Raw genomic sequence first — 22,614 nt, forward strand, 5'->3', positions numbered from 1 at the left:
TGCGCACGGATCGCGGCGGCCTCCGTCGCACGCACGAGCTCGAGGGCCAGGTTGCGGTCGGGCTGGAGGAACAGGGAACCGGTCTCCGTAGAGGGCTCGTCAGCGAGTGAAGGCATGGCTCCCATCATGTGACCTGCAACGATTTTTGTCTAGACAGTCCAACGCGTATAGACACAAGCAGCAATCTCGTCGTACTGTGTGTCAGCGGCTCGCCCAACGACGTAGCAGTCTCCGGGAGAACGCCCTGAAACGGCGGGTGCAACGCATCCGCGACGCGACTCCCGAGAGGATCAACGAAGATGCGCGCAGTAGTGCTCGACGGCACAGGCTCGATAGAAATCGCGGACATCCCCGCGCCGACGCCCGGCCCGAACGATGTCGTCATCGCCCCCGAGGCAGTCGGCATCTGCGGTACCGACATCCACCTTGCCTCCGGCGACTACCCCACCGGCACGTTCCCCGTCGTCCCCGGGCACGAGTTCGCCGGTACCGTCACAGCCACTGGTGCTGAGGTCACGAAGTTCGCCATCGGCGACCGCGTGTCGGTCGACCCGAACGTGAACTGTGGCCACTGCGAAGAGTGCCTCGCCGGCGCGACGAACCTGTGCGAGAACTTGGACCCGATCGGCGTGACCGTCAACGGCGCGTGCGCCGAGTTCGTCGCCGTGCCCGAAAAGGTCGTCTTCAAGCTGCCCGAAGGGGTCGATTGGGCAACTGGCGCCCTCATCGAACCACTCGCATGCGTGCTGCACGCGTTCGGGCGCATCAAGCCGATCGAAGGCCAGCGAGTCCTCATCTACGGAGCCGGCTCCATCGGACTGCTCGCTCTCGCGGTTGCGAAGGCGCGTGGCGCGAAGAGCATCGAGATCATCGAACCGAGCCCCGTCCGTCGCGACGCCGCGATCGATTTCGGTGCGGACTCCGCTGGGGCGCCTGGTACGAACTCCGGCGTGCAGGACATCGACCTCGTGATCGAAGCCTCCGGACACCCGGCGGCGGTCTCCGACGCTCTGACCCGACTGGCGAAGCGCGGCACGCTCCTGCAGATGGGCGTGGTCAGCCCCACCGCCACCATCGATCTCCGCCCGTACGACCTGTTCGACCGCGAACTCTCCATCGTTGGCTCGCAGTCCCTCGCTACCTCCTACCCCGACGCGGTCACCGAGATCGTCACCCTCGACGACCTCGCCCCCCGCACCGTCACCCACACCTTCGGGCTCGACGACTACGCCGCCGCGCTCGAGGCAGCGAAGTCCGAATCTGCCCGCAAGGTGCATCTCCTCCCGCAGCAGTGACGCTGCCCTCACGGAAGAAACCCGCCATGTCCACCACGCACATCCGTACCAGCGGCCCGGCCTCGACCGGCTTCATCGACCGACTCGGACTTCCCCGCCCGCTCGTCTGGGGCTTCGTCGGCCTGCTCCTCTTCATGATCGGCGACGGCGTCGAATCGGGCTACATCGCGCCGTTCCTCGCGAACAACGGCGCGGGCACCGAGACGAACGCCGCCATCATCATCTCCGTGTACGGCGCCGTCGTCACCATCGGCTCTTGGTTGTCCGGAGCCTTGTCCGACGTCTGGGGCCCCCGACGCGTGATGATCATCGGCGCCGTCACCTGGGCCGCACTCGAGGTGCTCTTCCTCGCCGTGGCACTCCCCACCCAGAACTACTGGCTGATGCTGGTCATCTACGGCCTCCGCGGTATCGGCTACCCGTTCTTCGCCTACGGATTCCTCGTCTGGGTCCTCGCGGGCAGTCCCGCACACCGGCTCGGATCGGCAGTGGGCTGGTTCTACTTCGCCTTCACCGGCGGCCTTCCCACGCTCGGATCCCTGCTCGCGAGCGGTACCGAGCCGCTCATCGGCGAGTACCTGACCCTCTGGATCTCGTTGGTCCTGGTGGCGCTCGGGGCCGTCGTCTCGCTCGTCGGACTGCGGGGCGCCAAGGGAGGGAACCGACTCGCCCGACCAGAGGTCACCACGGGACGCAGCATCGTGAACTCCGTCGCCATCGCCTTCACCAGCCCGCGTGTCGGCCTCGGCTGCCTCGTGCGGATCGTGAACACCGCGCCGCAGTTCGGTCTGTTCGTCTTCTTCCCGACGATCTTCGCGAAGGACCTCGGCTTCGGAACCGCCGGCTGGCTGCAGCTGGTCTTCGTCCTCGGGGCGGCGAACATCTTTGCGAACCTGTTCTTCGGAGTGCTCTCCGACCGGCTTGGGTGGCACCGCACGCTGCGGTGGTTCGGCTGCATCGGGTCGGCGGTCGCGGTCCTCGCGTTCTACTTCATCCCACAGGCCACCGACGAGTACTGGGTGTCCGTGCTGTGCGCTGCGTTCTTCGGTGTGACGTTGGCCGGCTTCACACCGATCTCCGTGCTCATGTCCCTCATGGCACCGGGGCAGAAGGGCAACTCCATTGCAGTGCTCAACCTGGGTGCCGGCGCTGCGACGTTCGTCGGACCGCTGATCGTTGCGATCTTCCTCGCACCGCTCGGAGCTGGCGGTGTGACGATCATCTTCGCCGCGCTCTACGTCCTCGCTGGCATCTCCGTTCGTTGGCTGCGCGTCCCGGAGGAGTCCGCGAAGGTCGTTGCCACCGGCGGCACGCTGCAGGACCTCGCCGAAGACCCTGAGATGGTCGCTGGCACGCCGGCTCCGGGAACGCCGGAGCAGCTGAAGTAACGACTTCTCGGCCGCACCGTTCGGCGGCCGGGAGCTACGAGGGTGGACGCGATCGCGTCCACCCTCGTTTCATGTGCGACCGCGCGCGATGCGACAGGCCACGCAACCGGCTCAGAGGTTGATCATGTGGCCGGTCAGTCCGTGGAACGCTTCTTGGAGCGCTTCTCCGAGTGTCGGGTGGGTGTGCACGTTGCGGGCAAGCTCCGCGGCCGTGAGGTCCCACTTCTGCGCGAGCGTGAGTTCGGGCAGCAACTCTGCGACGTCGGCACCGATCATGTGTGCGCCGAGGAGTTCGCCGTGGGCGGCGTCGGCGATGAGTTTCACGAACCCGCTCGGCTCGCCGAGGCCCTGCGCTTTCCCGTTCGCGGTGAAGGGGAACTTTGCGACGATGATCTCGTGGCCGTCGTCGCGAGCTTGCTGTTCAGTGAGGCCGAAGGACGCGACCTGCGGCTGCGTGAAGGTGGCGCGCGGCATCATCCGGTAATCGCCGAGCGGCAGGGTCTCCGCGCCAGCGATCGTCTCTGCTGCGACGATGCCTTGCGCCTCCGCGACATGGGCGAGTTGCAGTTTTGCGGTCACATCGCCGATCGCGTAGATGTGAGGGACGTTCGTTCGCATGAAGTCGTCGATCGCGATCGCGCCGCGTGTGGTGAGCTGTACGCCGGTGGCCTCGAGGCCGAATCCGAGAACGTTCGGGGCGAAGCCGACGGACATCAGCACACGGTCTGCTGTGATCACGTCAGTCGCCCCGGCCGCGTCGACGTAGGAGACGTCGACGCTCCTGCCGGAATCGGTGACGGTGTCGACGCGGGAGGAGGTCAGGATGTCGATGCCGAGCTTCTTGTACTGCCGGGTGATCTCCTTCGACACCTCCGGGTCCTCGTTGGGGAGGGCCCGGTCCAGGAACTCGATGATCGTGACGTCGACGCCGTAGTTGCGGAGCACGTACGCGAACTCCATGCCGATGGCACCGGCGCCGATGACGATCACAGAAGCGGGCAGCTCGCGCTCGAGGATCTGGGTTTCGTAGGTGACGACGTTGCTGCTCAGTTCGACGCCTGGGAGGCTGCGGACGGTGGATCCCGTGGCGATGATCGCATCGTCGAACGTCACCGTTTCCGCGCCGCCGCCGGTGAGTTGGACGTCGATGGTCTGGGCATCGCGGAACACACCGTATCCGTCGATCTCGGCGATGCCGTTCTTCTTCATCAGGTAGTGCACGCCCTTCACGCGGCCGTTGGCTACGCGCCGGCTGCGATCGAACGCGACGGCGTAGTCGAACTGGACGGTGCCGGAGATGCCGAAGACGTCTGCTTGGCGTGTGACGGTGTGCGCCAGCTCGGCGTTGCGCAGCAGCGCCTTCGAGGGGATGCAGCCCACGTTCAGGCACACCCCTCCCCAGTAACGGCTCTCGATGACGCCGACCTGCATACCGAGTTGCGCGGCGCGGATCGCGGCCACGTAGCCCCCTGGTCCAGCTCCGAGGATGACGAGGTCGTAGTGAGTGCTCATGGTGCCCTTCCTTCCGGGTTCGCTTACGCGGCGGTTTTCGCTGCGGTGGTACAAGGCAGGCAGGCGTCGACCTGACTGCGGATGTCGGCAAGGACCTCGTCGAGGGAACGCTGCGCGAACACCGTGGCGGTGGTGCTGACGTGCACGATCGCGGTGACGACGCGAGCAAGCACTTCCGCGTCCTCAGCGGGTACACCACTGCCTTCGAGACGGCGCGCGACGCCCGCCTCCAAACGGCCGGAGAGCATCAGGCCGGTGCGCCGGTGGGGCTCGTCGGGATCTCCGAAGACAAGCTCGTGGAGGTACGTACGGCCGTTCTCAACCTGCTCGCGGACGCACTGCACAACGGGCATCAGCACCGCCATCACACGACACGTCTGCCCCACAGGCTCGGGCGCAGCGAGGCCCTGCTCTACGGCGTCTGCAAACTTGTCGTTCTGCACCATGATCAACAGTTCCGCCTTCGTCGCCGCGTAGAGGTACAAGGTGCCGATCGCTACGTCGGCGCGATCCGCGACCTGCTGCGTCGTCACACCGCTCACGCCACGCTCCGCGAACATCTCACGCGCCGCCCGCATGATGCGGTCGCGCTTGTCGGTCTTGGCCCGTTCGCGCCGCCCTACTGATTTCTCTTGTAGTGCCACAACATCTCCTTGACAAGATAAGTGAGTTGACTCAAACTTGAGTCTACTCGGGGTTTCCGACGTTTCGAAAGGTCGAGAGGACTCATCCATGAGGCTCAGTAAGGGGCCCTGGCGCGATGTACCGACGAGAACCATGGCAGCAGCCGGGACACAGTTCGCGGTTCGTGAGTACGGAGCGCACTCGGAAGTCCCGCTCGTACTCCTGACGCATCTCGGTGCGAATCTGGACAGCTGGGATCCTGCCGTCGTGGATGCTCTGGCGCTGGACCGTCGTCTCATCGCCATCGACTACCGCGGCGTCGGCGCATCCGCCGGAGTGGTAGCGGACACCTTCGACGCTATGGCTGCCGATGTGATCGCTGTGCTCGGGGCACTCGAGTACGAACGGATCGATCTTTTTGGGATGTCGATGGGCGGCATGGTCGCTCAGGCCCTGCTCGGCCAAGCACCCGAGCTGGTCGAGCGGGTGGTCCTTGCTGGCACGGGACCGCAGCACGGCCCGGGGCTGAAGGCGATGACCGGGGTCGCGATCCGTAGCACCGTACGGGCCGCGTTGACGCGCCGGGACCCGAAGCAGCTGCTGTTCTTCACCCGCAGTGCCGCTGGCCGCGCCGCTGCTTCCGCGTATCTCCGGCGGCTGACCGAGCGGAACAGGAACAGGGACAGTTCCGTCACGCCAGCGGTATTCCGGGCGCAACTTCGCGCCGTGAACCGTTGGGGGGACGCGGCGGCGCCGTCGGCGCCGTTGTGGTCCTCCCCAACACTGCTGATCCACGGCGAAGAAGACCGGATGGTCCCCGTCGTCAACGCACACGCCTTGCACGCACTCCTGCCGGACAGCTCCTTGGCCACCTTTCCGGACTCTGGACACGGTGTGGTGTTTCAACACTCCACGGCCGTCACCGACACCATCCGTCAGTTCCTTACCCGCTGACCGCCCGTTCGTATTCATCGCCCCTACCGACAGAGATGGAAGACATCATGCAGGCGTTCGTCCTGACCAAGTACAAGCAGCCCCTTGAACTCCGAGACATCCCCGAGCCCACCGTCGGCGAACGCGACGTCCTCGTCACGGTCGAAGCCGCAGGGCTCAATCAGCTCGACGAGAAGATCCGGGAGGGCGAGTTCAAGCCGATCCTGCCCTACAAGCTACCGACCACTCTCGGCCACGACGTCGCAGGGACTGTGATCCGGGTAGGAGGCAAGGTCAGCCATTTCAAGCCGGGCGATCAGGTGTACTCACGCCCGAGGGACCACCGCATCGGCGCGTTCGCCGAACGTATCGCCATCGACGAAGCCGACCTCGCACTCACGCCGACGACGATCACCACGATCGAGGCCGGATCGTTGCCGCTCGTCGCGCTGACCGCATGGCAGGCACTCGTGGAGCGCGGCAACGTCCAGCCCGGGCAGAAAGTCCTCATCCACGCCGGTTCTGGCGGTGTGGGCACAATTGCCATCCAGCTCGCGAAGCACCTCGGTGCCCACGTCGCCACGACGGCCTCTGCAGCCAACGCCGATTTCGTCCGCCAACTCGGCGCCGATGTGGTCATCGACTACCGCAGCCACGACTTCGAACAGGAACTCTCCGGCTACGACTTCGTCCTCGACAGTCTCGGCGGCGAAAATCTCGCCAAGTCGCTTCGCGTTCTCAAGCCCGGTGGGAAGGCCGTCAGTATCAACGGCGCGCCCGATCCTGCGTTCGCGAAGGAAGCCCACCTGAATCCGGTCGTGAAGCTCGTCGTCGCTGGGCTGAGCCGCAAGGTGCGCGCCCAGGCAGTGAAGCTCGGCGTGACGTACGAGTTCCTGTTCATGCGAGCCGACGGTGCGCAGCTGCAGAAGATGACCGACCTCTTCGAGCGCGGGATCATCCGCCCTGTCGTCGGCGCGACATTCCCGTTCGAACAGATTCCGGCTGCACTGTCGTCGCTCGGGAAGACGAGTATCCGCGGCAAGGCCGTCGTCACACTCTCTTAGCCAGCATCCGACATCGAGACCGCACTCTCTCTTGATCCCAACGAAGAAAGCCCCGTCGTCATGAGCACTCCGACCGAACCCGTGATCACCTCGTACGCGAACGCGCCCGCGAAGACCATCACCACCGGCGGCGACACGTTCGCCTACCGGGAGCTTGGACCCGAGGGCGGCATTCCGGTGGTGTTCTTCACCCACCTTGCTGCGACCCTGGACAACTGGGACCCACGGCTCGTCGACCCGATCGCCAAGCAGCGCCACGTGATCACCTTCGATCAGCTCGGAGTCGGCGCCTCCAGTGGCGCCGTCCCAGCCACCCTCGAACAGGCAGCGGACGACGCCTATGCGTTCATCACCGCCCTCGGCTACGACAAGATCGACGTCTTCTCCTTCTCCATGGGAGGCATGATCGCGCAGGATCTGACTGTCAAGCATCCATCCCTGGTCCGCAAACTCGTTCTCACCGGGACCGGCCCGCGCGGCGGCAAGGACATGGACAAGGTCGTCGGGGCCACCTACTACGACATCCTTCGCGCCGCCCTCACCCGGTCCGATCCGAAGGAGTTCCTGTTCTTCAACCGAGACGTCCCCGGCAAGAAGGCCGGCAAGGCGTTCGTGGAACGGCTCAAGGAGCGCACGGTCGACCGCGACAAGAAGATCAACAACAAGGCGTTCGGCACCCAGTTGAAGGCGATCCAGCGGTTCGGGCGCTCACAGCCGTCGGATCTGTCCGTGATCATGCAGCCGACCCTCATCGCCAACGGTGACCACGACCGCATGGTGCCATCGGTGCTGTCGACTGATCTGCGGAACCGGATCGCGAACAGTGAGCTGATCATCTACCCCAACTCCGGTCACGGCGGCATCTTCCAGTACTGGGAGGAGTTCGCCCCTGTCGCGGTGAAGTTCCTCACTGACTGAGCCCACCTCGGAAGGGCGGCAGTGCCGCCCTTCCGTCTCAGGCGAAGGGCGGCAGCTCTGGGTAGAGCGCTTCGATGGGGCCTGCAAGAGCTGCCTTCACCTTCGCGGTCTGCTCGTCACCGATCACCTCGACAGCTCCAGCCTGCAACGCGTCGAACACCTGCCGGACGAGATCGCCGGGTTGCAGCTTCTGCCCCTGCGCCTGCGCCGCCATGGCGGTGTCGACATAGCTCATGTGCACCCCGATGACGTGCACGCCTCGTGGTGCGAGTTCGAGGCGCAAGGCGTTCGTGGCGGCCCAGAGAGCGGCTTTCGCGGCACTGTACGCGCCGCCATATCCAAGCCAGCTGCCGATGGAGTGCACGTCGATCAGGATCGGGTGCGCTGCCTTCAGCAGCGCTGGGGTGAATGCGCGGGCGAGCAGGACCGGGGCGAAGAAGTTGATCTCCATTGTGGTCCGCAGTTCGGACTCGGCAATGTCGATCAAGCTGGCCGTCGAGGGGCTGGCACCGGCGTTGTTGACCAGGACCGTGACGTCGGTGGCGGAATCAGCCGCAGCCTGGATGGAGGTCGGGTCGGTGACATCGAGTTGCAGTGCGACGATGCGCTCATCATCCCAGGCGCGCGGGGTGCGCGCGGTGGCGTACACCTTCGCCGCACCCCGGGCCAGGGCTTCGGCGACGAAGTGGGTGCCGATGCCACCGTTCGCGCCCGTCACGAGGACGACGGCGCCGTTGAGTGAGGTCACGGAGGCTGCTTTCAATAGTGCGCAGGGTCAGCTGCGGGTGAGCGCGGGGTGGTCGGTGTAGCCGTGGGCGCCGCCGGAGTAGATCGTTCCGGGGTCACCCGCTTCGATTGCGGACGGGATGATCGGCTGACGGTGATGCGGGGTGTTTTCCAGGTGCGACGTGCATTCGACGTGCATCAGCTGGGTGAACAGGTGCCCGGCACCGCAGTGCACCCGTTCGGTCACGCGGCGCCACCCTGCGATGCGCTCCGGCGTGAAGATACCGGGGGTGTCGAGATACCCCTGCCCATCTGTAGAGGGTTGTGTTCCCTCGGTGATGAGCAGCTCGAGCGAGGCGCGCTGGCTGTAGTACTCGGCGGCTAGGGCACCCGGGGTCCCATCGGTATTTGCGCGGCTTCTCGTCATCAGGGTGCGAGCGAGCCAGTGCACCAGCTCGATGCGGCCGAGAGTGAAGAGGTGTCAGGGGCGGAGGGTGCGGGCATAAGCGGACTCATCTCGAGGGGTCGACGACGACGGGGAGGGGTCTCCTCGGTGCTTGTGGGAAAGTAGGGCGGTAGGATCTCTTCCCATGCCACTTACTGACTCTGCTCAGCACTGAGCGTAGTCGTCTTCTACTCCCGGAGGGTCGCTCGTGACTGTGCCATCGACAGGAGCCGGCCGGCGCGAACGCAACAAGCAGGACAAGCTCGCTCGCATCACCGCGGCCGCGTCGGCTCTGTTTGCCGAGCGCGGCGTCGATGAGGTGACGACGCAGCAGATCGCTGATGCGGCGGACATCGGCACCGGCACGCTCTTCCTTTACGCGAAGACGAAGGGCGAACTGTTGCTGATGGTGCAGAACCACCACTACAAGGCTGCGCTCGAGCGCGGCACGCGACTCGCCGCGGAATCAGACACCGCGCTCGATGCGGTGATGGCAATCACCGCACCCATTATCGAGTGCAACCGTGCCCAGTTCGATAATGGACGGACGTACCTTCGCGAAATGGCATTTGGGGATCACACGGAAGAGAACCACGCCGCGGCGCTCGCAATCGTCGGTGACACGGAGATTGCGGTCAGCAGCCAGCTCAAGCGGTTTGCTGTCACCCCCGAGGCGGAAGCAATGAATCTTGCCCGCGTGGTGTCGGCGGTTCTGTTCCTGACGATGGCTACTTCGCCGAAGACGCAAACGGTGTCCGAGATAATGGCCGCAACTGAGCAGCAGCTTCGGGCCGCGATACGCCCGCGAAGATAGCGACCCTCCAATGTCGCCGAACTGACGTTGGTCGACCACGATCACAATCTTCTGGTGCGGGCGGTGATCAAGATTAGTTGCCCACAGTGGAATGACTGCTCGTCACGTCGGCATGGCTGGTGCCACTGTGAGGTTTCCGTGCGAGATCCGCTGCCGCCTCGTTCTTGACGTAGCCGAGGTATGACATCGCCGCCAGAACTCGATGCCGGGTGACCGGTCGCACGTGCCCAGTTTTGTTGATCACTCGCGATACGGTTTGGTGGGAGACCGATGCCAGGGCGGCGACGTCATAGATGGTCGGAGCTTTTGGCGGCTGATCCTGCTCGGACAGCCAGCGCGGTCGTCGGCTACTCATCTCCGGGCTCAACATCCATGATCGGCTTGTCCTCTCCGAGAAGCGCGAAGCTGAGTTCTCTCCGCTGTTGGGCCAGCAAGCAACGGATCCATGGACCACCGCTCGCTGTATTTCGAGAGCTGAAAGGTCAGGGCTTCGCTTGATGGTGTCCAGGCGACTATTTTGGCGCTCGGATGCTCGTGGTGGAGTCAGTGCTTCGACGACCGACCGAGATGGGGATGATGGCCAGCGCGCCAAGAATCCCGACGATTCCACCGACGATGTACACCGCGGTGTAATCGCCGGTCGCGAGTGCGATGATCCCTCCCGCGACGAGCGGCCCGACGGCCTGCGGCACCTGGTTCGCCAGTTGGATAATGCTCATGAACCGGCCGTTTTCGTTCTCCTCGCGTGGCAGAACGTCCTGCTGAATCGCTTGATCGACTGCGCCGTAGACACCGACGGCGAGCGTGCTGAGCGCGCTGCCCAGGAGGAACTGTCCCTCGCTCTGAGTGAAGGCGACCACGACCATTCCGGCGGCCAGAATGAACGCACTTGCGATCAAGAACGGCTTTCGGCTGTGGAATCGGTCCGAGAGGTACCCGCTGGCGATGGCGCCGACGATCGCCGTGACGATGCCGATGAGACCCGACGTTGCAAGGATCGGGGCGGCCTCCGCGAGCGTGATGTCGAGACGCTGCCCGAGGAGGTAGACGCCGTAAGTCGTGGAGAAGGACAGTGCGAGGAAGACCAGAGCTCGGCTGATCCATACCCAGCCGACGTTGGGGAACTTCCGTGGGTTGAAGTAGAACCCTCGCGCGATGGACTTGATGTCGACGGGCTTGCGCTCGCTCACCGATCGCTTGTCCTTCATCAGGCCCGCGAAGATCAAAACGAAGATGAGCGCGAACGCCGCCGGAGCCGCGAACATGATCACGGGGATCTTCACGAACGCACCAGCGAAGAGGATTCCGACGATCGGGCCGATCTGCGTAACTGAACCGGTGAGGCCAGAGACCTTCCCTCGCTGTTCCTCGGGGATGAGGTCGCTCTGGTGCGTCAGGAGCATTGCGCCGGCAGTCGAGTATCCGACGTAGGCGATGGACCATCCGACGATGAGGAGCGGGATGGACGGTGCGAACCCGACGATGAGCGATCCGAGCAAGCCCACGATTACCCCGCCGATGATCCAGGGGCGCCGGCGGCCGAAGCGGGATCGAGTGCGATCGCTGAGGAGCCCGGCGAGCGGGGTGGTGAAGAGGACGATGATGCCCGGGATCGCGATGGCGAGTGCGATCGCGCCGTTTTTGCCGACCGGGTCGATCTGCTGTACCCGAATGGAGAGGGAGTAGCCGATCGGGGTCACCCACGCGACGTACAGCGCGAGTGTTGCCACGACCAGGCCAATGATGTAGCGCGCGCTGATCTTCTTCAGGGGGTCGGCGCCGTGGCGGACCGCGTCGCCAACTCCCTCCGCAGCGATTTCGAGTCCGCTCGGAATTCCGAGTGGGACCTCGTTTGGCTTTGCTGAGGAGTGCGGCGCGGTGCCGTCGGGTGAGGACATATCAGAACTCCGTTGTTGTGATGAGTGACGCAGGCGGTCAAGTAACGCGCGTTACCGAAGTATCGCCAGTGCAGGGTCTAAAAGCAAGAGGTGGTACTGATCTGGCGTAACGCGCGGTACCAGCGGCCGTGCACCCGCTGCTGAGGTGGCGGTCACGCTTGCCGAAGGTGAGAAGACGTCGCTTGGCATGACGTCTTCGTTCCGCTCCTAGTGACCGTGTCGGAGATCAAACGTCGTGGATCGACAGGGCGGCGACGAGGTCCCGTTCCATCGCCGATGAGTTCGGGTGCTGCTGCGCGAGGGTGCGCACCGGCGCATCGCCGAGGCGGCTACCCGCGGCTTCGACCGGCACACCCGGGAAGTACGAGCGGAGGACGTCGAGAACGGCGGCCCAGACGGCGTCGTCCTTCATGGTCTCTTTGACGCTGGAGTCGAGTGTCAGCTCTGCCTTCTCGCCGAACCCTGCCGGCGCCGCGTACCGCCATGAGTGCCGACCAGGAGCGACATCGACGGCGAGCTGTTCTGGATGCAGCGGGGGGATTACGGTGGCGGTGGCTCCATCGGGTACGACAACCTCCAGTACGAGGTCACCGTCGTCGACGTACCAGTGGCTTTCCACCCGCCCGAGCACCGTGTCGTGTTTGGCGTGGGCGGATGTGAGTCCTCCACCCGGCTGCGGGGCCACCGTGAATGTCCGCCAGCCCGGCGCAGTTCGGGTGAGACCGCCGACGACACGGTGAAGCCAGTCGGCGACGGCCCCGAGGGCGTAATGGTTGAGCGACGTCATGCCAGTGGCGTTGACCGTACCGTCGGCGAGCACAGCGTCCCAGCGTTCCCAGACCGTGGTCGCACCCATGAGGACGGGGTAGAGGAAGGAGGGACTCTTCGTCTGCATCAGCAGGTCGTACGCGACGTCGACGTGTCCGGTGCTGCTGAGCGCGTCGGCGACGAGCGGGGTGCCGGCGAATCCCGTGGCGATCGTGGCGCCCGACTCACTGATGATCGCTGCGAGCCGATCTCCAGCGACGCGCTGCTGGTCGTCGTCAAGCAGTCCGAACATGATGGGAAGGGCGTATCCGGTTGCCGATTCGCTCACCACGCGGCCGACGGGGGTCACGAAGTGACGCCGGAAGGCCGTCCGCACACGTGTGTGTAATTCGTCGAAGTGCTGAGCGTCTGCATGCTCACCGAGAACTGCCGCAGTTTGCGCCATCTCCTTCGTCGTCTTGGCGAGGTACGCCTGGGCGACGAGGTACCGGTCCGTCTTTCCGCCGGCGGGGTTGTCGGACGGAGCGTCGGGGTCGAGCCAGTCACCGAACTGGAATCCGTGGCCCCAGAGCCCGTCGTCGTCGAGTACTGATTCGACTTCGTCGACGAAGGCCGTCATCGATTCGTAACTGCGTCGGAGGATCTCCGACTCCCCATACTCCTGGTACAGGGCCCACGGCAGGCTGACCGCCACGTCACTCCACAGCGCGGTAGCGGTTGACGGTGTCGGGAGGACGTCCGGGATGCTCCACGGGACGGTCCCGGTCTCCTGTTGTTCAACCGCGAGGTCCTTCAGCCAGGAGCCGAGCACCTCGCGGACGTCGTAGAGGAACGTGGCGGTGGGCGTGAATGCGTTCAGATCGCCCGTCCATCCGAGTCGTTCGTCACGCTGCGGGCAGTCCGTCGGTACGCCGACGAAGTTGTCGCGCATCGACCAGACGGTGTTCTCGTGCAGCTTCGTGATGCGGGGGTCTGATGCCTCGAACCAGCCGGTGCGAGTCATGTCCGTGTGCACCACAATGGCGCGCAGATCAGCGACTGTGGGTACCCCGGGCCATCCTGTTACCTCGACGTATCGGAAACCGTGGAAGGTGAAACGTGGCTCCCACGTCTCCGCTGTGCCGCCCCGGAGGATGTACTCGTCGGTCGCGGCCGCGCTGCGAAGGGTCTCGGTTTCAAGGGAGCCGTCTGGCTTCAGCAGTTCAGCGTGACGGAGCGTGACGGTGTCGCCGCTTTGCCCGTTCACCGTCAGTCGCACCCAGCCGGAGATGTTCTGCCCGAAGTCGACGATCCACTGCCCAGCGGACTGCTCGGTCACGGAAACCGGCTCTAGTTCCTCCATCCGCCGGATAGGGGGTGCACCGCCCTCGACGAGCGTCTTGGTGTCCCAGTCGAAGGCTCGCGCGGCGCACCAGTTCGCAGCGTCGAACGCCGCTGTCGACCATCCGATCGGTTCACTGCGCGCGTCGTAGCGTTCGCCAGCGTAGATCCCGCTCGAGTGCACCGCTCCGGTGCTCACGAGGACTTGCTCGTCGCTTCCGATGACGTCGATGTGATCGTCGTACTCGAGTTCGAGGCGCGCCCAGAAGGCAGGCCGGTCCGCGTAGTTGTGTCGCCGGTTCTCCCAGGTGAGAGCACCGACCGCCCACCCTTCACCGACGATCGCGCCGAACGCGTTCTCGCCGTTCGTGAGGAGACCGGTGATGTCGTGGCGTCTTGCGACGAGTCGGTGCCGATACGACGTCCATCCTGGGAAGAGCACTTCATCACCGACGCGGTGTCCGTTGACGTACGTCTCAGCGATGCCCAGCGCAGACACCGTGAGCGTCGCGTGGCGGAGTCCTTCGGCGACCGTGAAGTCACGCCGGAAGTACGGTGCCGGGTCGCCTTCGACGCTTGCAGTGTCGGCGCTGACGAAGACGGGTTCGGTGGACTGTGTCATGGCGTTCCTTCTAGGTTCGCAGAGGAGGAGAACGGTTCCGGCGGACGGTCAGTGCACGGTGAGTTCGACGATTGCGGATGCACAACCGGGTGCAGTGACCGTCACGGTGATGACGCCTGCAGCGGTCGGTCGGACGATTGCGAGGGCGGTTCCGTCGAAGGTGCACCGAGTTGTCTCGGCGAAGAGCGACACCGGTGCCGGATCCCCACTGCCGAACGACTGAAGGGTCCCTGTGCCCTCAACGAGGACAGTCACCTCGCGATCCATCAGCGGTCGAACGACGCCCGCGGTGTCGGTGAGTGAGATGTCGATGTATGCAAGGTCGGTCGTGCCGTTGGTGATCTCCGTCCGGTCCGCCGAAACGGAGAGGATCGTCTCATCGGCGGCGGAGCGGAGCGACGTTCGACCGGTCTCGACACCGCCGGTGTACGCCACTGCGGTCAGTTCACCGGGCTGCCACACCGTCTCGATCGTTGCCCGGAACGCCAACTCGGCTCCGACGGCGGCGCGACCGATGATGTCGCCGTCCAGCAGCAGCTCGACCTCGTCGGCGTCGCTGTAGACCTCGACGGTTACGGGAAGGCCGTCGTAGCCGTCCCAAGCCCAGCTCGACACACTGTCGCTCCACGACCAAGGGGTTCCGAGCACCGTCTGACCGTGACGCGAGGGCCGCTGCACGGCAACGTACGGCTCGCGGCGAAGGCCGAACACGATCTCTCGGTAGTACGAAACGGGACGACGGCGTCCGATGATGTCGAGGTCGCCGCTGGCGGCGGCGAGCCAGGGCCAAGCCTTCGCTGCGGCAGGACCGGCTGCCTCGTCGTGATAGCTCACGCCGCCGAGGCCCGCTTCGCCGAGGTAGTCCCACCCCACCCACGTGAAGTCGCCGATGACGTGGTCCAGCCGCTTGACGAGGTCCCAGTTCCGGGCGATGTGCGAGGGGAACGTCTCGCTTCCGACGATGACGCGGTGCGGGAAGAGCTCGTGGTCGAGTTCGTACCGCCCGTCGCCGTAGTTCATGCCGGCGACGTCGAGCACGGAGAACGATTCTTCGGTCCGCGCGGTCACGGGCGGCGAGGCCGAGATCTGGTTCATCATGTCGCCGACCTGGCTCATCATCGCATTCACGCCGCCGGCTTGCGGCTCTGCGGATGCCAGCGCCTCCCGCTGCTGCGCCATACCGGCGGTGACCAGGTCGAGGACTGACACGAATCCGTTGATGCCGTTCGTGACGAACCGGTTGGGGTCGAGCGAGCGGAGCTTCTCGGCGAGACGCCTGCTCCAGATGCCGCCACTGATGGAACCCGTTTCTGGGATTTCGTTGCCGATGGAGTACATGATGACGCTCGGGTGGTTGACGTCCTTGGCGACCATTGACTCGACGTCTCGCTCCCACCACTGGGTGAAGTCGGACGCGTAGTCGAAGTCGGACTTGCTCGAGGTCCAGACATCGAACGTCTCGTCCATGACCAGCATGCCCAGCCGGTCGCACGCTTCGAGTAGCGCCGAACTCATGGGATTGTGCGCACTTCGGATCGCGTTGAACCCTGCGTCTTTGAGCAGCTCGATTCGGCGCTCCTCTGCGCGGACGATCGCGGCAGCACCCAGGGGGCCGTTGTCGTGGTGGATGCATGCTCCGCGGAGCAGGACAGCTCGTCCGTTGATCCGAAGTCCGCGTACGGCGTCGAGCTGCAGAGTGCGGATGCCGAAGGTCACCTGTTCGCGGTCGACCTCGTCGTCACCGTCGGTCAGGACGACGGTCGCGCCGTACAGCGTCGGCGAGTCCACGTCCCACAGCGATGGGTTCGTCACAGGCAGTCGGAGTCGGACGGTGGAGCGCTCGCCAGGAAGGAGACTGACCGGAGCGCTGCTCGTGACGAGGGAAGCGGACGATTCGGCCTGGGTCACCTGCGTGATGTTGGTCGTGAGACGGAGAGTGCGGGTCGTTGTGCCGCCGTTCTCGACCTCCGCAGCAACCTCGACGACCGCTCTGTCCACATCGACGTCCGGGGTGGTGACCTGCACGCCGTCGACTGCGATCCGCGCGGCACTCTTCACGATGAGACGAACGTCGCGGTAGATTCCGGCTCCGGTGTACCAACGGCTGTCCTGGTGAGTGCGGCAGTCGACCTTGATCGTGTTCGTTGTCCCGGCCTCGAGCCACGGGTCGATCCGCACCACGAATCGGGAGTATCCGAACGCGTGTTGGCCGGCGAGTGCACCGTTGACGTAGACCATCGCATCTCGGTGGACACCGTCGAATTCGAGCGCCCAGAGCTGACCACCGAAGTCCGCTGGAACTGAGACCTCGGTGCGGTACTCCCATGCTCCACCCGGGAAGTAGCCAGGCGCGGCGCCGTTCCGGAGATCAGGCGTTCGCGCCGTGGTGATCTGTGCATCGTGCGGCAACGTCACGTCTTCCCAGTCGCCGCCCGCGCCGCCGAGTTCGGCAAACGCGCTGACCTTCGGACGGTAAGACCAACCCTGGTTGAGCAGCTGCACGGTCATCAAGGTCTCCACAACGTCATCGTCTGCGCAGGTATCGCGCGTTACCTAGCCAATCAGCTCGGGTATTGCGTGTCAACCGCCGAGACGGTTCCCCCGCATGCCGATCACTGGGGGCCACTGATCCAGGACGGACGCGGCCGAGCACCCTCGCCGACGACCCGCCAAGCCCAAGGCTCCGGTTCGTTGCGTCGCACCGAAGCACTCGCGGACAACGCGGTGCCGATCGGCATCCTTTTGCACCGGCTGGGAACCTCAACAGCATCCCGCTCGAACCAGATGGCGCGGTTGACGTGGACACGCGACCGCTCTAGCGTCAGTTACGCGCGTTACCAACGAAGGGATGGACACGTGTCCGAGTCGAACAAGCCACTCACTGGCCACACAATGATCGGAGCGTGGCTTGAGCACCCCGCCGGGGGTGCGGTGCTTCGCCAGTTCGGTGAACAGCTCGGCATGCAGGAATCGGCCCTTCGCCTACTCCGCCGTGTGCCACTCGAGACCTTGATCGCTGGGATGGGGGACCGAGGTGACGGAGTGCTCGATACTTTGACTCGGGAGGCGAACGGGCGAGAAGTGTCTCCGGAAGAAGAAGCCGAAAGTGCGGGCTGGGTGGAGCGCATCTCCGCCGGTCGGTTCGACGGCCGCACCGTCATCGTCACGGGCGCCGCTTCGGGTATCGGCCGTGCCGTCGCGGTGCGTATCGCCCGCGAGGGCGGAACCGTTGTCGCTGTGGACATCGCCGAATCGCGCCTCGCCGACCTGGTGGCAGCGTTCCCGTCCGTGCGGCCCGTCGCAGCGGACATCACCGCCGATGACGGCGTCACGCGGATCGTTGAGGCTGCCGGAGCCCGTATCGATGGGCTCGCGAACGTCGCGGGCCTCCTCGACGATTTCAGTCCCCTTCACGAGACGGACGACGCGATGCTTCGTCGCGTGTTCGAAGTGAACGTGTTTGGTCTGGTACGACTGTCTCGAGCGGTCATTCCAGCGATGATCGCCGCTGGCCGCGGATCAATCGTGAACGTAGCGTCCGAGGCTGCCCTGCGCGGCTCCTCTGCGGGGTTGGCGTACACCGCGTCGAAGAGCGCCGTCCTCGGCGTCACGCGCTCGTCTGCGTTCATGTACGAGCCGAACGGGATCCGCGTGAACGCCGTCGCTCCTGGCGGTACCCTCACCGGCATGCGTCCGACAGCGACGAACACCTTCGGTCAAGAGCGATTGAACAGTCACACCGCCGACGTCCCGATCGCCGTTCCGGAGGCGCTTGCAGCATCCATCACGTTCCTGCTGAGCGACGACGGCGTCAACGTCTCGGGCGCCCTTCTGCCGTCTGACGGTGGTGAGTCCGTGTTCTGACGCATGCGGTGAGCGTCGGATCGTTCTCCTCGGGTCAGGTAGTACCACGCACGACGACCCGAAGCGGGTTCTCGGCCGGCTTCGGGTCGGTCGTTGTGAGCCCGAGTCCTTGGATGACTCGGTTGATACTTGACCGCGCCGCGCTCTCCAGATCGACGTGCACGGTCGACAGGGGCGGGATGGTCACTGCTGAGAGCGGGGTGTCGTCCATTCCGATCAGCGCGACGTCCTCGGGGATGCGGTACCCGCGTCGCGTTCCCGCGGCGAGCAGAGCAGTTGCGACGTCGTCGTTGTAGCAGGCAATCGCGACACCAGGCGCGGCAAGCGAATCAAGGGCGGCGTCTGCGGAGTCAGCGTTGATCTCGACACTCACGTTCAACGGGTCCGGGAGGCCGGCGGCGCGGCAGGCGTCTCGCACTCCTGCCTCCCGGGCCTGACCGAAGGGGTCGTCACGCGCATCGTGAAGATGAGCGAACGCAAGGCGTTGGTGACCCTTCTCGATGAGGTGCTCAGCCTGCAAGCAGCCGATACTCCTGTTGACGTCGTCATCTGCGGCGCGCGGTCCCGGGTCGACGGCGAGGACCCCGTTCCGTTCGAGTAGCTCTCGCTCGAAGCTGTCGAAGAGCGTGAATGAGATCACGGCACGTGGATGCAGACCGCGGACCATCCGATTGAGTGACTCGGCCGATGCGGTCGGGAATCGCAGCAGGAGCGTCAGGCCACGATCGGCAAGCTCGTCGGTCGCTCGCTCGAACAGGTCCTGCAGGTTGCCGTGGAATGTCGTGTTGGGGATGAGGGCGATGACGATGTCGCTGGAACCAGTCGCGAGGGCCCGTGCCGCGACCGACGGCTGGTACCCGAGGTCGAGAGCGATCCGTTCGACCCGTTCGCGCGTCGCGGGTGAGAAACGTGCACCGCGACCGTTCAGGATTTGGCTGACGGTCGCTCGCGAGACACCAGCGGTACGCGCCACGTCTTCGCTCCTGGTCACCATGCGGTCTCCTCCCGGCCGTGCCCAGCTTAACGGGGCGGTGACGCGCGATACGCGACCGACGAAGATCGTCTAACTGCTGGTGGATCCGACGAGTGCTGGATGGAGCACGGTCCTCATTTCCGTCTCACGCCAGCGTCGAAGCAACGAGTGGAACCGCACGGGACCGGGACTGTAGCTCCCGCCGCCGCGGCGGCGAGTCCCCTCGCCGTTGTAGTACCCAGGCGTGCACTCGGCGAGGAACGCCGCATTGTTCGTCTCGACGGCGCTGATTGTCTCGGCCCAAGCATCTTGCGCCTCTTGAGTCGGTTCGACGAAGCGGGCGCCCTCGCTTCTCGCTCGTCCGAGGATGGCGGCGATGTGGGTTGCCTGCTCCTGGAGGACGTGGACGAAGTTCACTGAGTTGGCGTTCTGCAGCGACCCGAGGTGGAAGAGGTTGGGGAAACGATGCGACATGAAGCCGTGGAGCGTCTTCGGCCCCTCCGCCCACGCCTGGAGGAGCTGGTCCCCGCCGCGACCGAGTACCGGTAGCGTCCCGGAGACGACTCCGGAGACGCCGGTCTCGAATCCGGTGGCGAAGATGACGCAATCGACTTCGTACTCGTTGTCGCCGACGACGACCGTGTGCTCCGTCATGGCGGTGATGCCGCCGCTGTCGGCCGTGTCGATCAGAGTCACGTTCTGCCGGTTGAAGGTCTGCAGGTACGTGTCGCTGAAAGTGGGTCGCTTGCACATGTACCGGTACCAGGGCTTCAGCTTTGCGGCGGTGCCGGCGTCGTCGACGATCGCGTCGACGCGGGCGCGGATCCGGTCCATCTTCTGCGCGTCTGCAACCTCGATGACGAGGCCTCGGTCTGGTGCATCGACCCTCTCGTCACTCTGACCGGTGAGCATCGTCCGTTGTAGGGCAGCGGTGGAGGTCCACCCGTCCTGGACGAGGTCGACGTCTGTCTCCTCGCCGGACACGACCGCGAGGAAGTTCTCCATTCGTTCTTCCTGCCAGCCGGGCGGCAGCGACTGGGTCCAGCCAGGCGGCAGGTCTCGGTTGTCCCGGACATCGACGCTGGACGGGGTGCGCTGGAACACGAAGAGGTGCTCAGCGGAGCGAGCGACCTGAGGAATGACCTGGATCCCGGTGGCGCCGGTGCCGACGACCGCGACCCGCTTGTCACGCAGCCCTCCGAGGTCGCCGTCCTGCGTGCCCCCCGTGTAGCCGTAGTCCCAGCGGCTCGTGTGGAAGGTGTGACCGCGGAACGTCTCGATGCCAGGGATCGCGGGGAGCTTCGGCTGCGAGAGTGTCCCAGACGAGACGACGACGTACCGTGCACGGAAGCTGTCACCACGATCGGTTGCGACCTGCCACTCGGCGTCGTCCTCGTGCCATCGCAGTTCCGTCACGCGGGTGTGGAACAGGACGTCGTCGTACAGGTCGAACTTCCGGGCGATGGCCATCGCGTGCTTTCGGATCTCCTCACCCGGCGCGTAGCGCCTGGAGGGGATGGTGCCGACGTCCTCGAGCAGTGGCATGTAGATCGACGACTCGATGTCGCAGTGAACGCCGGGATATCGGTTCCAGTACCAGGTGCCACCGAAGTCGCCGCCCTCCTCGGACATGCGAACGGACGTGAAGCCGGCCTGCCGCAACTTCGACGCGGTGAGCAACCCACCGAACCCGCCTCCGACGACGAGCACTTGGACTGCACCGTGTTCCACGGTCCGTTCCTTGCGCGGCGTGTAGGGATCGGTCTCCCAGTATCCGAAGGACCCGCGGGTTCGTCGGTACTGCCGGAGCCCATCTGGCCGGATGCGACGGTCGCGCTCCTGCGCGTACCGCGCGCGGAGCGCAGGCATGTCGTTGGCGGTGGGGTCGGTCATGTTCCTCCAGAACGGGACGATCGGTGACGATGCGTGACCGCCTCGGTCGACGGCCGGTTGGTCGACGGTGAGTTCGCTCGTCAGTCTTCAAGCGCGATCGCGAGAGCCGGGCAGACCGCGACGGCGTCGCGGACCTCCTCGACTTCTTCTCCGGTCACGTCGTCCTTGAGGAGAAAGGCGATACCGTCCTCGTCTCGTTGGTCGAAGACGTTCATGGCAGCCATCACGCACTGACCGCTTGCGACGCACTTGTCTTGGTCGAGGATGACCTTCATCGGGTCTGCTCCTTCTCTTCCTTCTGTGGGTGAGCCGGGCACCAAGTGACCGGGAGTTCGTACACCCCGTAGACGGATCCGTCGTGCTTGAAGGGGATCGCGTCGAGGGTGGTGGCGAGTGTCAGCGTGGGGATACGTCGGAGCAGCGTGGCGTAGGCGACCTGCAGCTCCATTCGTGCCAGCGGTTGGCCGAGGCACTGGTGCACGCCGAACCCGAACGCAACGTGCGTTCTGGGGTTCCGTCCCACGTCGAGCCGGTTTGGGTCGCTGAACACGGCGTCGTCCCGGTTGCCGAGGTCGGTCGCCACGATGATCCCGTCGCCAGCGCGGATGGTGACGCCGTCGATTTCGATGTCCTCGACAGCGACTCGCTTACGCCCGTCGTGCGTGATGGTGAGGTAGCGCAAAAGCTCCTCTACCGCGGACGCCACGAGCGCGGGGTCGGGATCGTCGCGGAGTCGCGCCAACTCGTCAGGGTGTTCGATGAGCGCGAGCGTGCCGAGGGCGATCATGTTCGCCGTTGTCTCGTGACCGGCGATGAGGAGCAGGATGCCCATCTGCACAGCGTCGGACATCTCCAGCTCGCCGTCGGTGACGCGGCGGCCGAGGTCCGAGAGCAGGTCCTCGCCTGGTTCGGCGATCTTTCGGTGCAGGAGCTGCGCGAGGTAGGCGCCGAGCGATTCGAAGGCGCGACGCTGTTCCTCACGAGCGACACCGCGCTTGATGATGGTTCGACTGTGCTCCTGGAAGTCGTCGTGATCGCCATAGGGCACGCCGAGCAGCTCGCAGATCACCAGCGACGGGAGCGGAAGCGCAAATTCTTCGACGAGGTCGACTGGTCCGGTGCGGGAGAGCATCGAGTCGATCAGGTCGTCTGCGATCCGTTGCACTGCCGGTCGCATGACCTCGATGCGCTTCACCGCGAACGGCGCCGTCACCATCCGGCGCAATCGCGCGTGGTCGGGATCGTCCATGAGGATGAAGCTCAGACCGGAACCGCCGCCGTCGACAGGAGCCGGGGATGGGTAGCCGGGTCGGCTGATGTCCGCGCTGATGCGGGCATCAGCAAGGATCGTCCGCGCTTCAGCATGTCGAGTCACGTACCACGGCGTGGAACCGTCCCAGAGGCGAACCCTTCGAATCGGTCCCTGCTGCTGTTCATGGGTTGCCGCTGGAGATGGGTCGAACGGACATGCGCTCGCTCGCCGCATGGGGAACGCTGGCGGTTCAGCCTGCTGCGTCGATGCAATGACATCAGTCATCGGGTTTCCTTCCTCTCGGT

The 22,614-nt window shown here is 65.1% G+C and carries 19 protein-coding genes; 7 read left to right on the top strand and 12 right to left on the bottom strand.

Annotated elements, in window-relative coordinates; translation table 11 throughout:
- Positions 1-299: 299 nt before the first annotated feature.
- Positions 300-1,295, top strand: coding sequence for an alcohol dehydrogenase catalytic domain-containing protein (locus HQQ88_RS13125; RefSeq protein WP_123293784.1), 996 nt, complete (start codon positions 300-302; stop codon positions 1,293-1,295).
- Between the two features lie 26 nt (positions 1,296-1,321).
- Positions 1,322-2,683 carry an MFS transporter gene (locus HQQ88_RS13130; protein ID WP_123293783.1) on the top strand — a complete coding sequence of 454 codons (1,362 nt, stop codon included), beginning with the start codon at positions 1,322-1,324 and terminating at the stop codon, positions 2,681-2,683.
- 111 nt (positions 2,684-2,794) lie between these two features.
- Here HQQ88_RS13130 and lpdA read toward each other — a convergent pair whose 3' ends face one another.
- Both lpdA and HQQ88_RS13140 read right to left on the bottom strand, forming a co-directional pair.
- Positions 2,795-4,195, bottom strand: a complete 1,401-nt coding sequence (lpdA, locus tag HQQ88_RS13135) for a dihydrolipoyl dehydrogenase (RefSeq protein ID WP_173169688.1) — start codon at positions 4,193-4,195, stop codon at positions 2,795-2,797.
- A 23-nt stretch (positions 4,196-4,218) separates the two neighbouring features.
- Positions 4,219-4,839: a TetR/AcrR family transcriptional regulator gene (locus tag HQQ88_RS13140; RefSeq protein WP_173169689.1), complete on the bottom strand. Its 621-nt coding sequence runs from the start codon at positions 4,837-4,839 to the stop codon at positions 4,219-4,221.
- Between the two features lie 133 nt (positions 4,840-4,972).
- On the opposite strand from HQQ88_RS13140, the gene HQQ88_RS13145 reads away from it, so the two are divergent.
- The 3 genes from HQQ88_RS13145 to HQQ88_RS13155 are packed head-to-tail and all read left to right on the top strand — an operon-like array spanning position 4,973 to position 7,734.
- Positions 4,973-5,773, top strand: a complete 801-nt coding sequence (locus HQQ88_RS13145; RefSeq protein WP_173169690.1) for an alpha/beta fold hydrolase — start codon at positions 4,973-4,975, stop codon at positions 5,771-5,773.
- Between the two features lie 47 nt (positions 5,774-5,820).
- Positions 5,821-6,816, top strand: coding sequence for an NADP-dependent oxidoreductase (locus HQQ88_RS13150; protein ID WP_123293858.1), 996 nt, complete (start codon positions 5,821-5,823; stop codon positions 6,814-6,816).
- 60 nt (positions 6,817-6,876) lie between these two features.
- Positions 6,877-7,734 carry an alpha/beta fold hydrolase gene (locus HQQ88_RS13155; RefSeq protein ID WP_123293779.1) on the top strand — a complete coding sequence of 286 codons (858 nt, stop codon included), beginning with the start codon at positions 6,877-6,879 and terminating at the stop codon, positions 7,732-7,734.
- A gap of 37 nt (positions 7,735-7,771) precedes the next feature.
- Here the strand turns inward: HQQ88_RS13155 and HQQ88_RS13160 are convergent, their stop codons facing one another.
- A complete protein-coding gene (locus HQQ88_RS13160) occupies positions 7,772-8,482 on the bottom strand; it encodes an SDR family oxidoreductase (protein ID WP_123340205.1) in 711 nt (236 codons plus the stop codon).
- A 27-nt stretch (positions 8,483-8,509) separates the two neighbouring features.
- Complete coding sequence (locus HQQ88_RS13165) at positions 8,510-8,911, bottom strand: hypothetical protein (protein ID WP_243648834.1); 402 nt, start codon at positions 8,909-8,911, stop codon at positions 8,510-8,512.
- Between the two features lie 202 nt (positions 8,912-9,113).
- Between HQQ88_RS13165 and HQQ88_RS13170 the strand changes: the two genes are divergently transcribed.
- A complete protein-coding gene (locus HQQ88_RS13170) occupies positions 9,114-9,719 on the top strand; it encodes a TetR/AcrR family transcriptional regulator (RefSeq protein ID WP_123293777.1) in 606 nt (201 codons plus the stop codon).
- A gap of 73 nt (positions 9,720-9,792) precedes the next feature.
- On the opposite strand, the gene HQQ88_RS13175 is transcribed toward HQQ88_RS13170, so the two are convergent.
- The 4 genes from HQQ88_RS13175 to HQQ88_RS13190 form a co-directional block, all read right to left on the bottom strand.
- On the bottom strand, positions 9,793-10,089 hold the full coding sequence (locus HQQ88_RS13175) for a LacI family DNA-binding transcriptional regulator (protein ID WP_347812705.1): 297 nt from the start codon (positions 10,087-10,089) through the stop codon (positions 9,793-9,795).
- A 142-nt stretch (positions 10,090-10,231) separates the two neighbouring features.
- Positions 10,232-11,617, bottom strand: coding sequence for an MFS transporter (locus tag HQQ88_RS13180; RefSeq protein ID WP_123340203.1), 1,386 nt, complete (start codon positions 11,615-11,617; stop codon positions 10,232-10,234).
- Between the two features lie 226 nt (positions 11,618-11,843).
- Positions 11,844-14,327, bottom strand: a complete 2,484-nt coding sequence (locus HQQ88_RS13185; RefSeq protein ID WP_173169691.1) for an alpha-L-rhamnosidase — start codon at positions 14,325-14,327, stop codon at positions 11,844-11,846.
- 48 nt (positions 14,328-14,375) lie between these two features.
- The gene (locus HQQ88_RS13190; protein WP_123937587.1) at positions 14,376-16,835 is read right to left on the bottom strand and encodes a glycoside hydrolase family 2 TIM barrel-domain containing protein; all 2,460 of its coding nucleotides are present in this window, start codon (positions 16,833-16,835) and stop codon (positions 14,376-14,378) included.
- Between the two features lie 348 nt (positions 16,836-17,183).
- Here HQQ88_RS13190 and HQQ88_RS13195 point away from each other — a divergent pair, with 348 nt between their 5' ends.
- Positions 17,184-18,191 carry an SDR family NAD(P)-dependent oxidoreductase gene (locus HQQ88_RS13195; protein WP_367917018.1) on the top strand — a complete coding sequence of 336 codons (1,008 nt, stop codon included), beginning with the start codon at positions 17,184-17,186 and terminating at the stop codon, positions 18,189-18,191.
- Between the two features lie 34 nt (positions 18,192-18,225).
- Here HQQ88_RS13195 and HQQ88_RS13200 read toward each other — a convergent pair whose 3' ends face one another.
- From HQQ88_RS13200 to HQQ88_RS13215, 4 genes are all read right to left on the bottom strand, one after another.
- Entirely contained in the window at positions 18,226-19,185 is a 960-nt protein-coding gene (locus HQQ88_RS13200; RefSeq protein WP_123340200.1) for a LacI family DNA-binding transcriptional regulator, read from the bottom strand.
- A 69-nt stretch (positions 19,186-19,254) separates the two neighbouring features.
- A complete protein-coding gene (locus HQQ88_RS13205) occupies positions 19,255-21,057 on the bottom strand; it encodes an NAD(P)/FAD-dependent oxidoreductase (RefSeq protein WP_123293855.1) in 1,803 nt (600 codons plus the stop codon).
- An 80-nt stretch (positions 21,058-21,137) separates the two neighbouring features.
- Complete coding sequence (locus tag HQQ88_RS13210; RefSeq protein ID WP_123293772.1) at positions 21,138-21,332, bottom strand: ferredoxin; 195 nt, start codon at positions 21,330-21,332, stop codon at positions 21,138-21,140.
- On the bottom strand, positions 21,329-22,594 hold the full coding sequence (locus HQQ88_RS13215; protein WP_123293771.1) for a cytochrome P450: 1,266 nt from the start codon (positions 22,592-22,594) through the stop codon (positions 21,329-21,331). The genes HQQ88_RS13210 and HQQ88_RS13215 overlap by 4 nt, the downstream gene beginning before the upstream one ends.
- Positions 22,595-22,614 lie beyond the last annotated feature (20 nt).

The sequence above is a fragment of the Curtobacterium sp. VKM Ac-2861 genome (genome assembly GCF_013204965.1).
Lineage (GTDB): Bacteria > Actinomycetota > Actinomycetes > Actinomycetales > Microbacteriaceae > Curtobacterium.

Coding starts and splice junctions, on each gene's coding strand:
- HQQ88_RS13130 (WP_123293783.1), top strand. CDS start 1,322: ATGTCCACCACGCACATCCGTACCAGCGGCCCGGCCTCGACCGGCTTC.
- HQQ88_RS13190 (WP_123937587.1), bottom strand. CDS start 16,835: ATGACCGTGCAGCTGCTCAACCAGGGTTGGTCTTACCGTCCGAAGGTC.
- HQQ88_RS13210 (WP_123293772.1), bottom strand. CDS start 21,332: ATGAAGGTCATCCTCGACCAAGACAAGTGCGTCGCAAGCGGTCAGTGC.
- HQQ88_RS13180 (WP_123340203.1), bottom strand. CDS start 11,617: ATGTCCTCACCCGACGGCACCGCGCCGCACTCCTCAGCAAAGCCAAAC.
- HQQ88_RS13155 (WP_123293779.1), top strand. CDS start 6,877: ATGAGCACTCCGACCGAACCCGTGATCACCTCGTACGCGAACGCGCCC.
- HQQ88_RS13125 (WP_123293784.1), top strand. CDS start 300: ATGCGCGCAGTAGTGCTCGACGGCACAGGCTCGATAGAAATCGCGGAC.
- HQQ88_RS13150 (WP_123293858.1), top strand. CDS start 5,821: ATGCAGGCGTTCGTCCTGACCAAGTACAAGCAGCCCCTTGAACTCCGA.
- HQQ88_RS13215 (WP_123293771.1), bottom strand. CDS start 22,594: ATGACTGATGTCATTGCATCGACGCAGCAGGCTGAACCGCCAGCGTTC.
- HQQ88_RS13200 (WP_123340200.1), bottom strand. CDS start 19,185: ATGGTGACCAGGAGCGAAGACGTGGCGCGTACCGCTGGTGTCTCGCGA.
- HQQ88_RS13175 (WP_347812705.1), bottom strand. CDS start 10,089: ATGTTGAGCCCGGAGATGAGTAGCCGACGACCGCGCTGGCTGTCCGAG.
- lpdA (WP_173169688.1), bottom strand. CDS start 4,195: ATGAGCACTCACTACGACCTCGTCATCCTCGGAGCTGGACCAGGGGGC.
- HQQ88_RS13205 (WP_123293855.1), bottom strand. CDS start 21,057: ATGACCGACCCCACCGCCAACGACATGCCTGCGCTCCGCGCGCGGTAC.
- HQQ88_RS13185 (WP_173169691.1), bottom strand. CDS start 14,327: ATGACACAGTCCACCGAACCCGTCTTCGTCAGCGCCGACACTGCAAGC.
- HQQ88_RS13145 (WP_173169690.1), top strand. CDS start 4,973: ATGGCAGCAGCCGGGACACAGTTCGCGGTTCGTGAGTACGGAGCGCAC.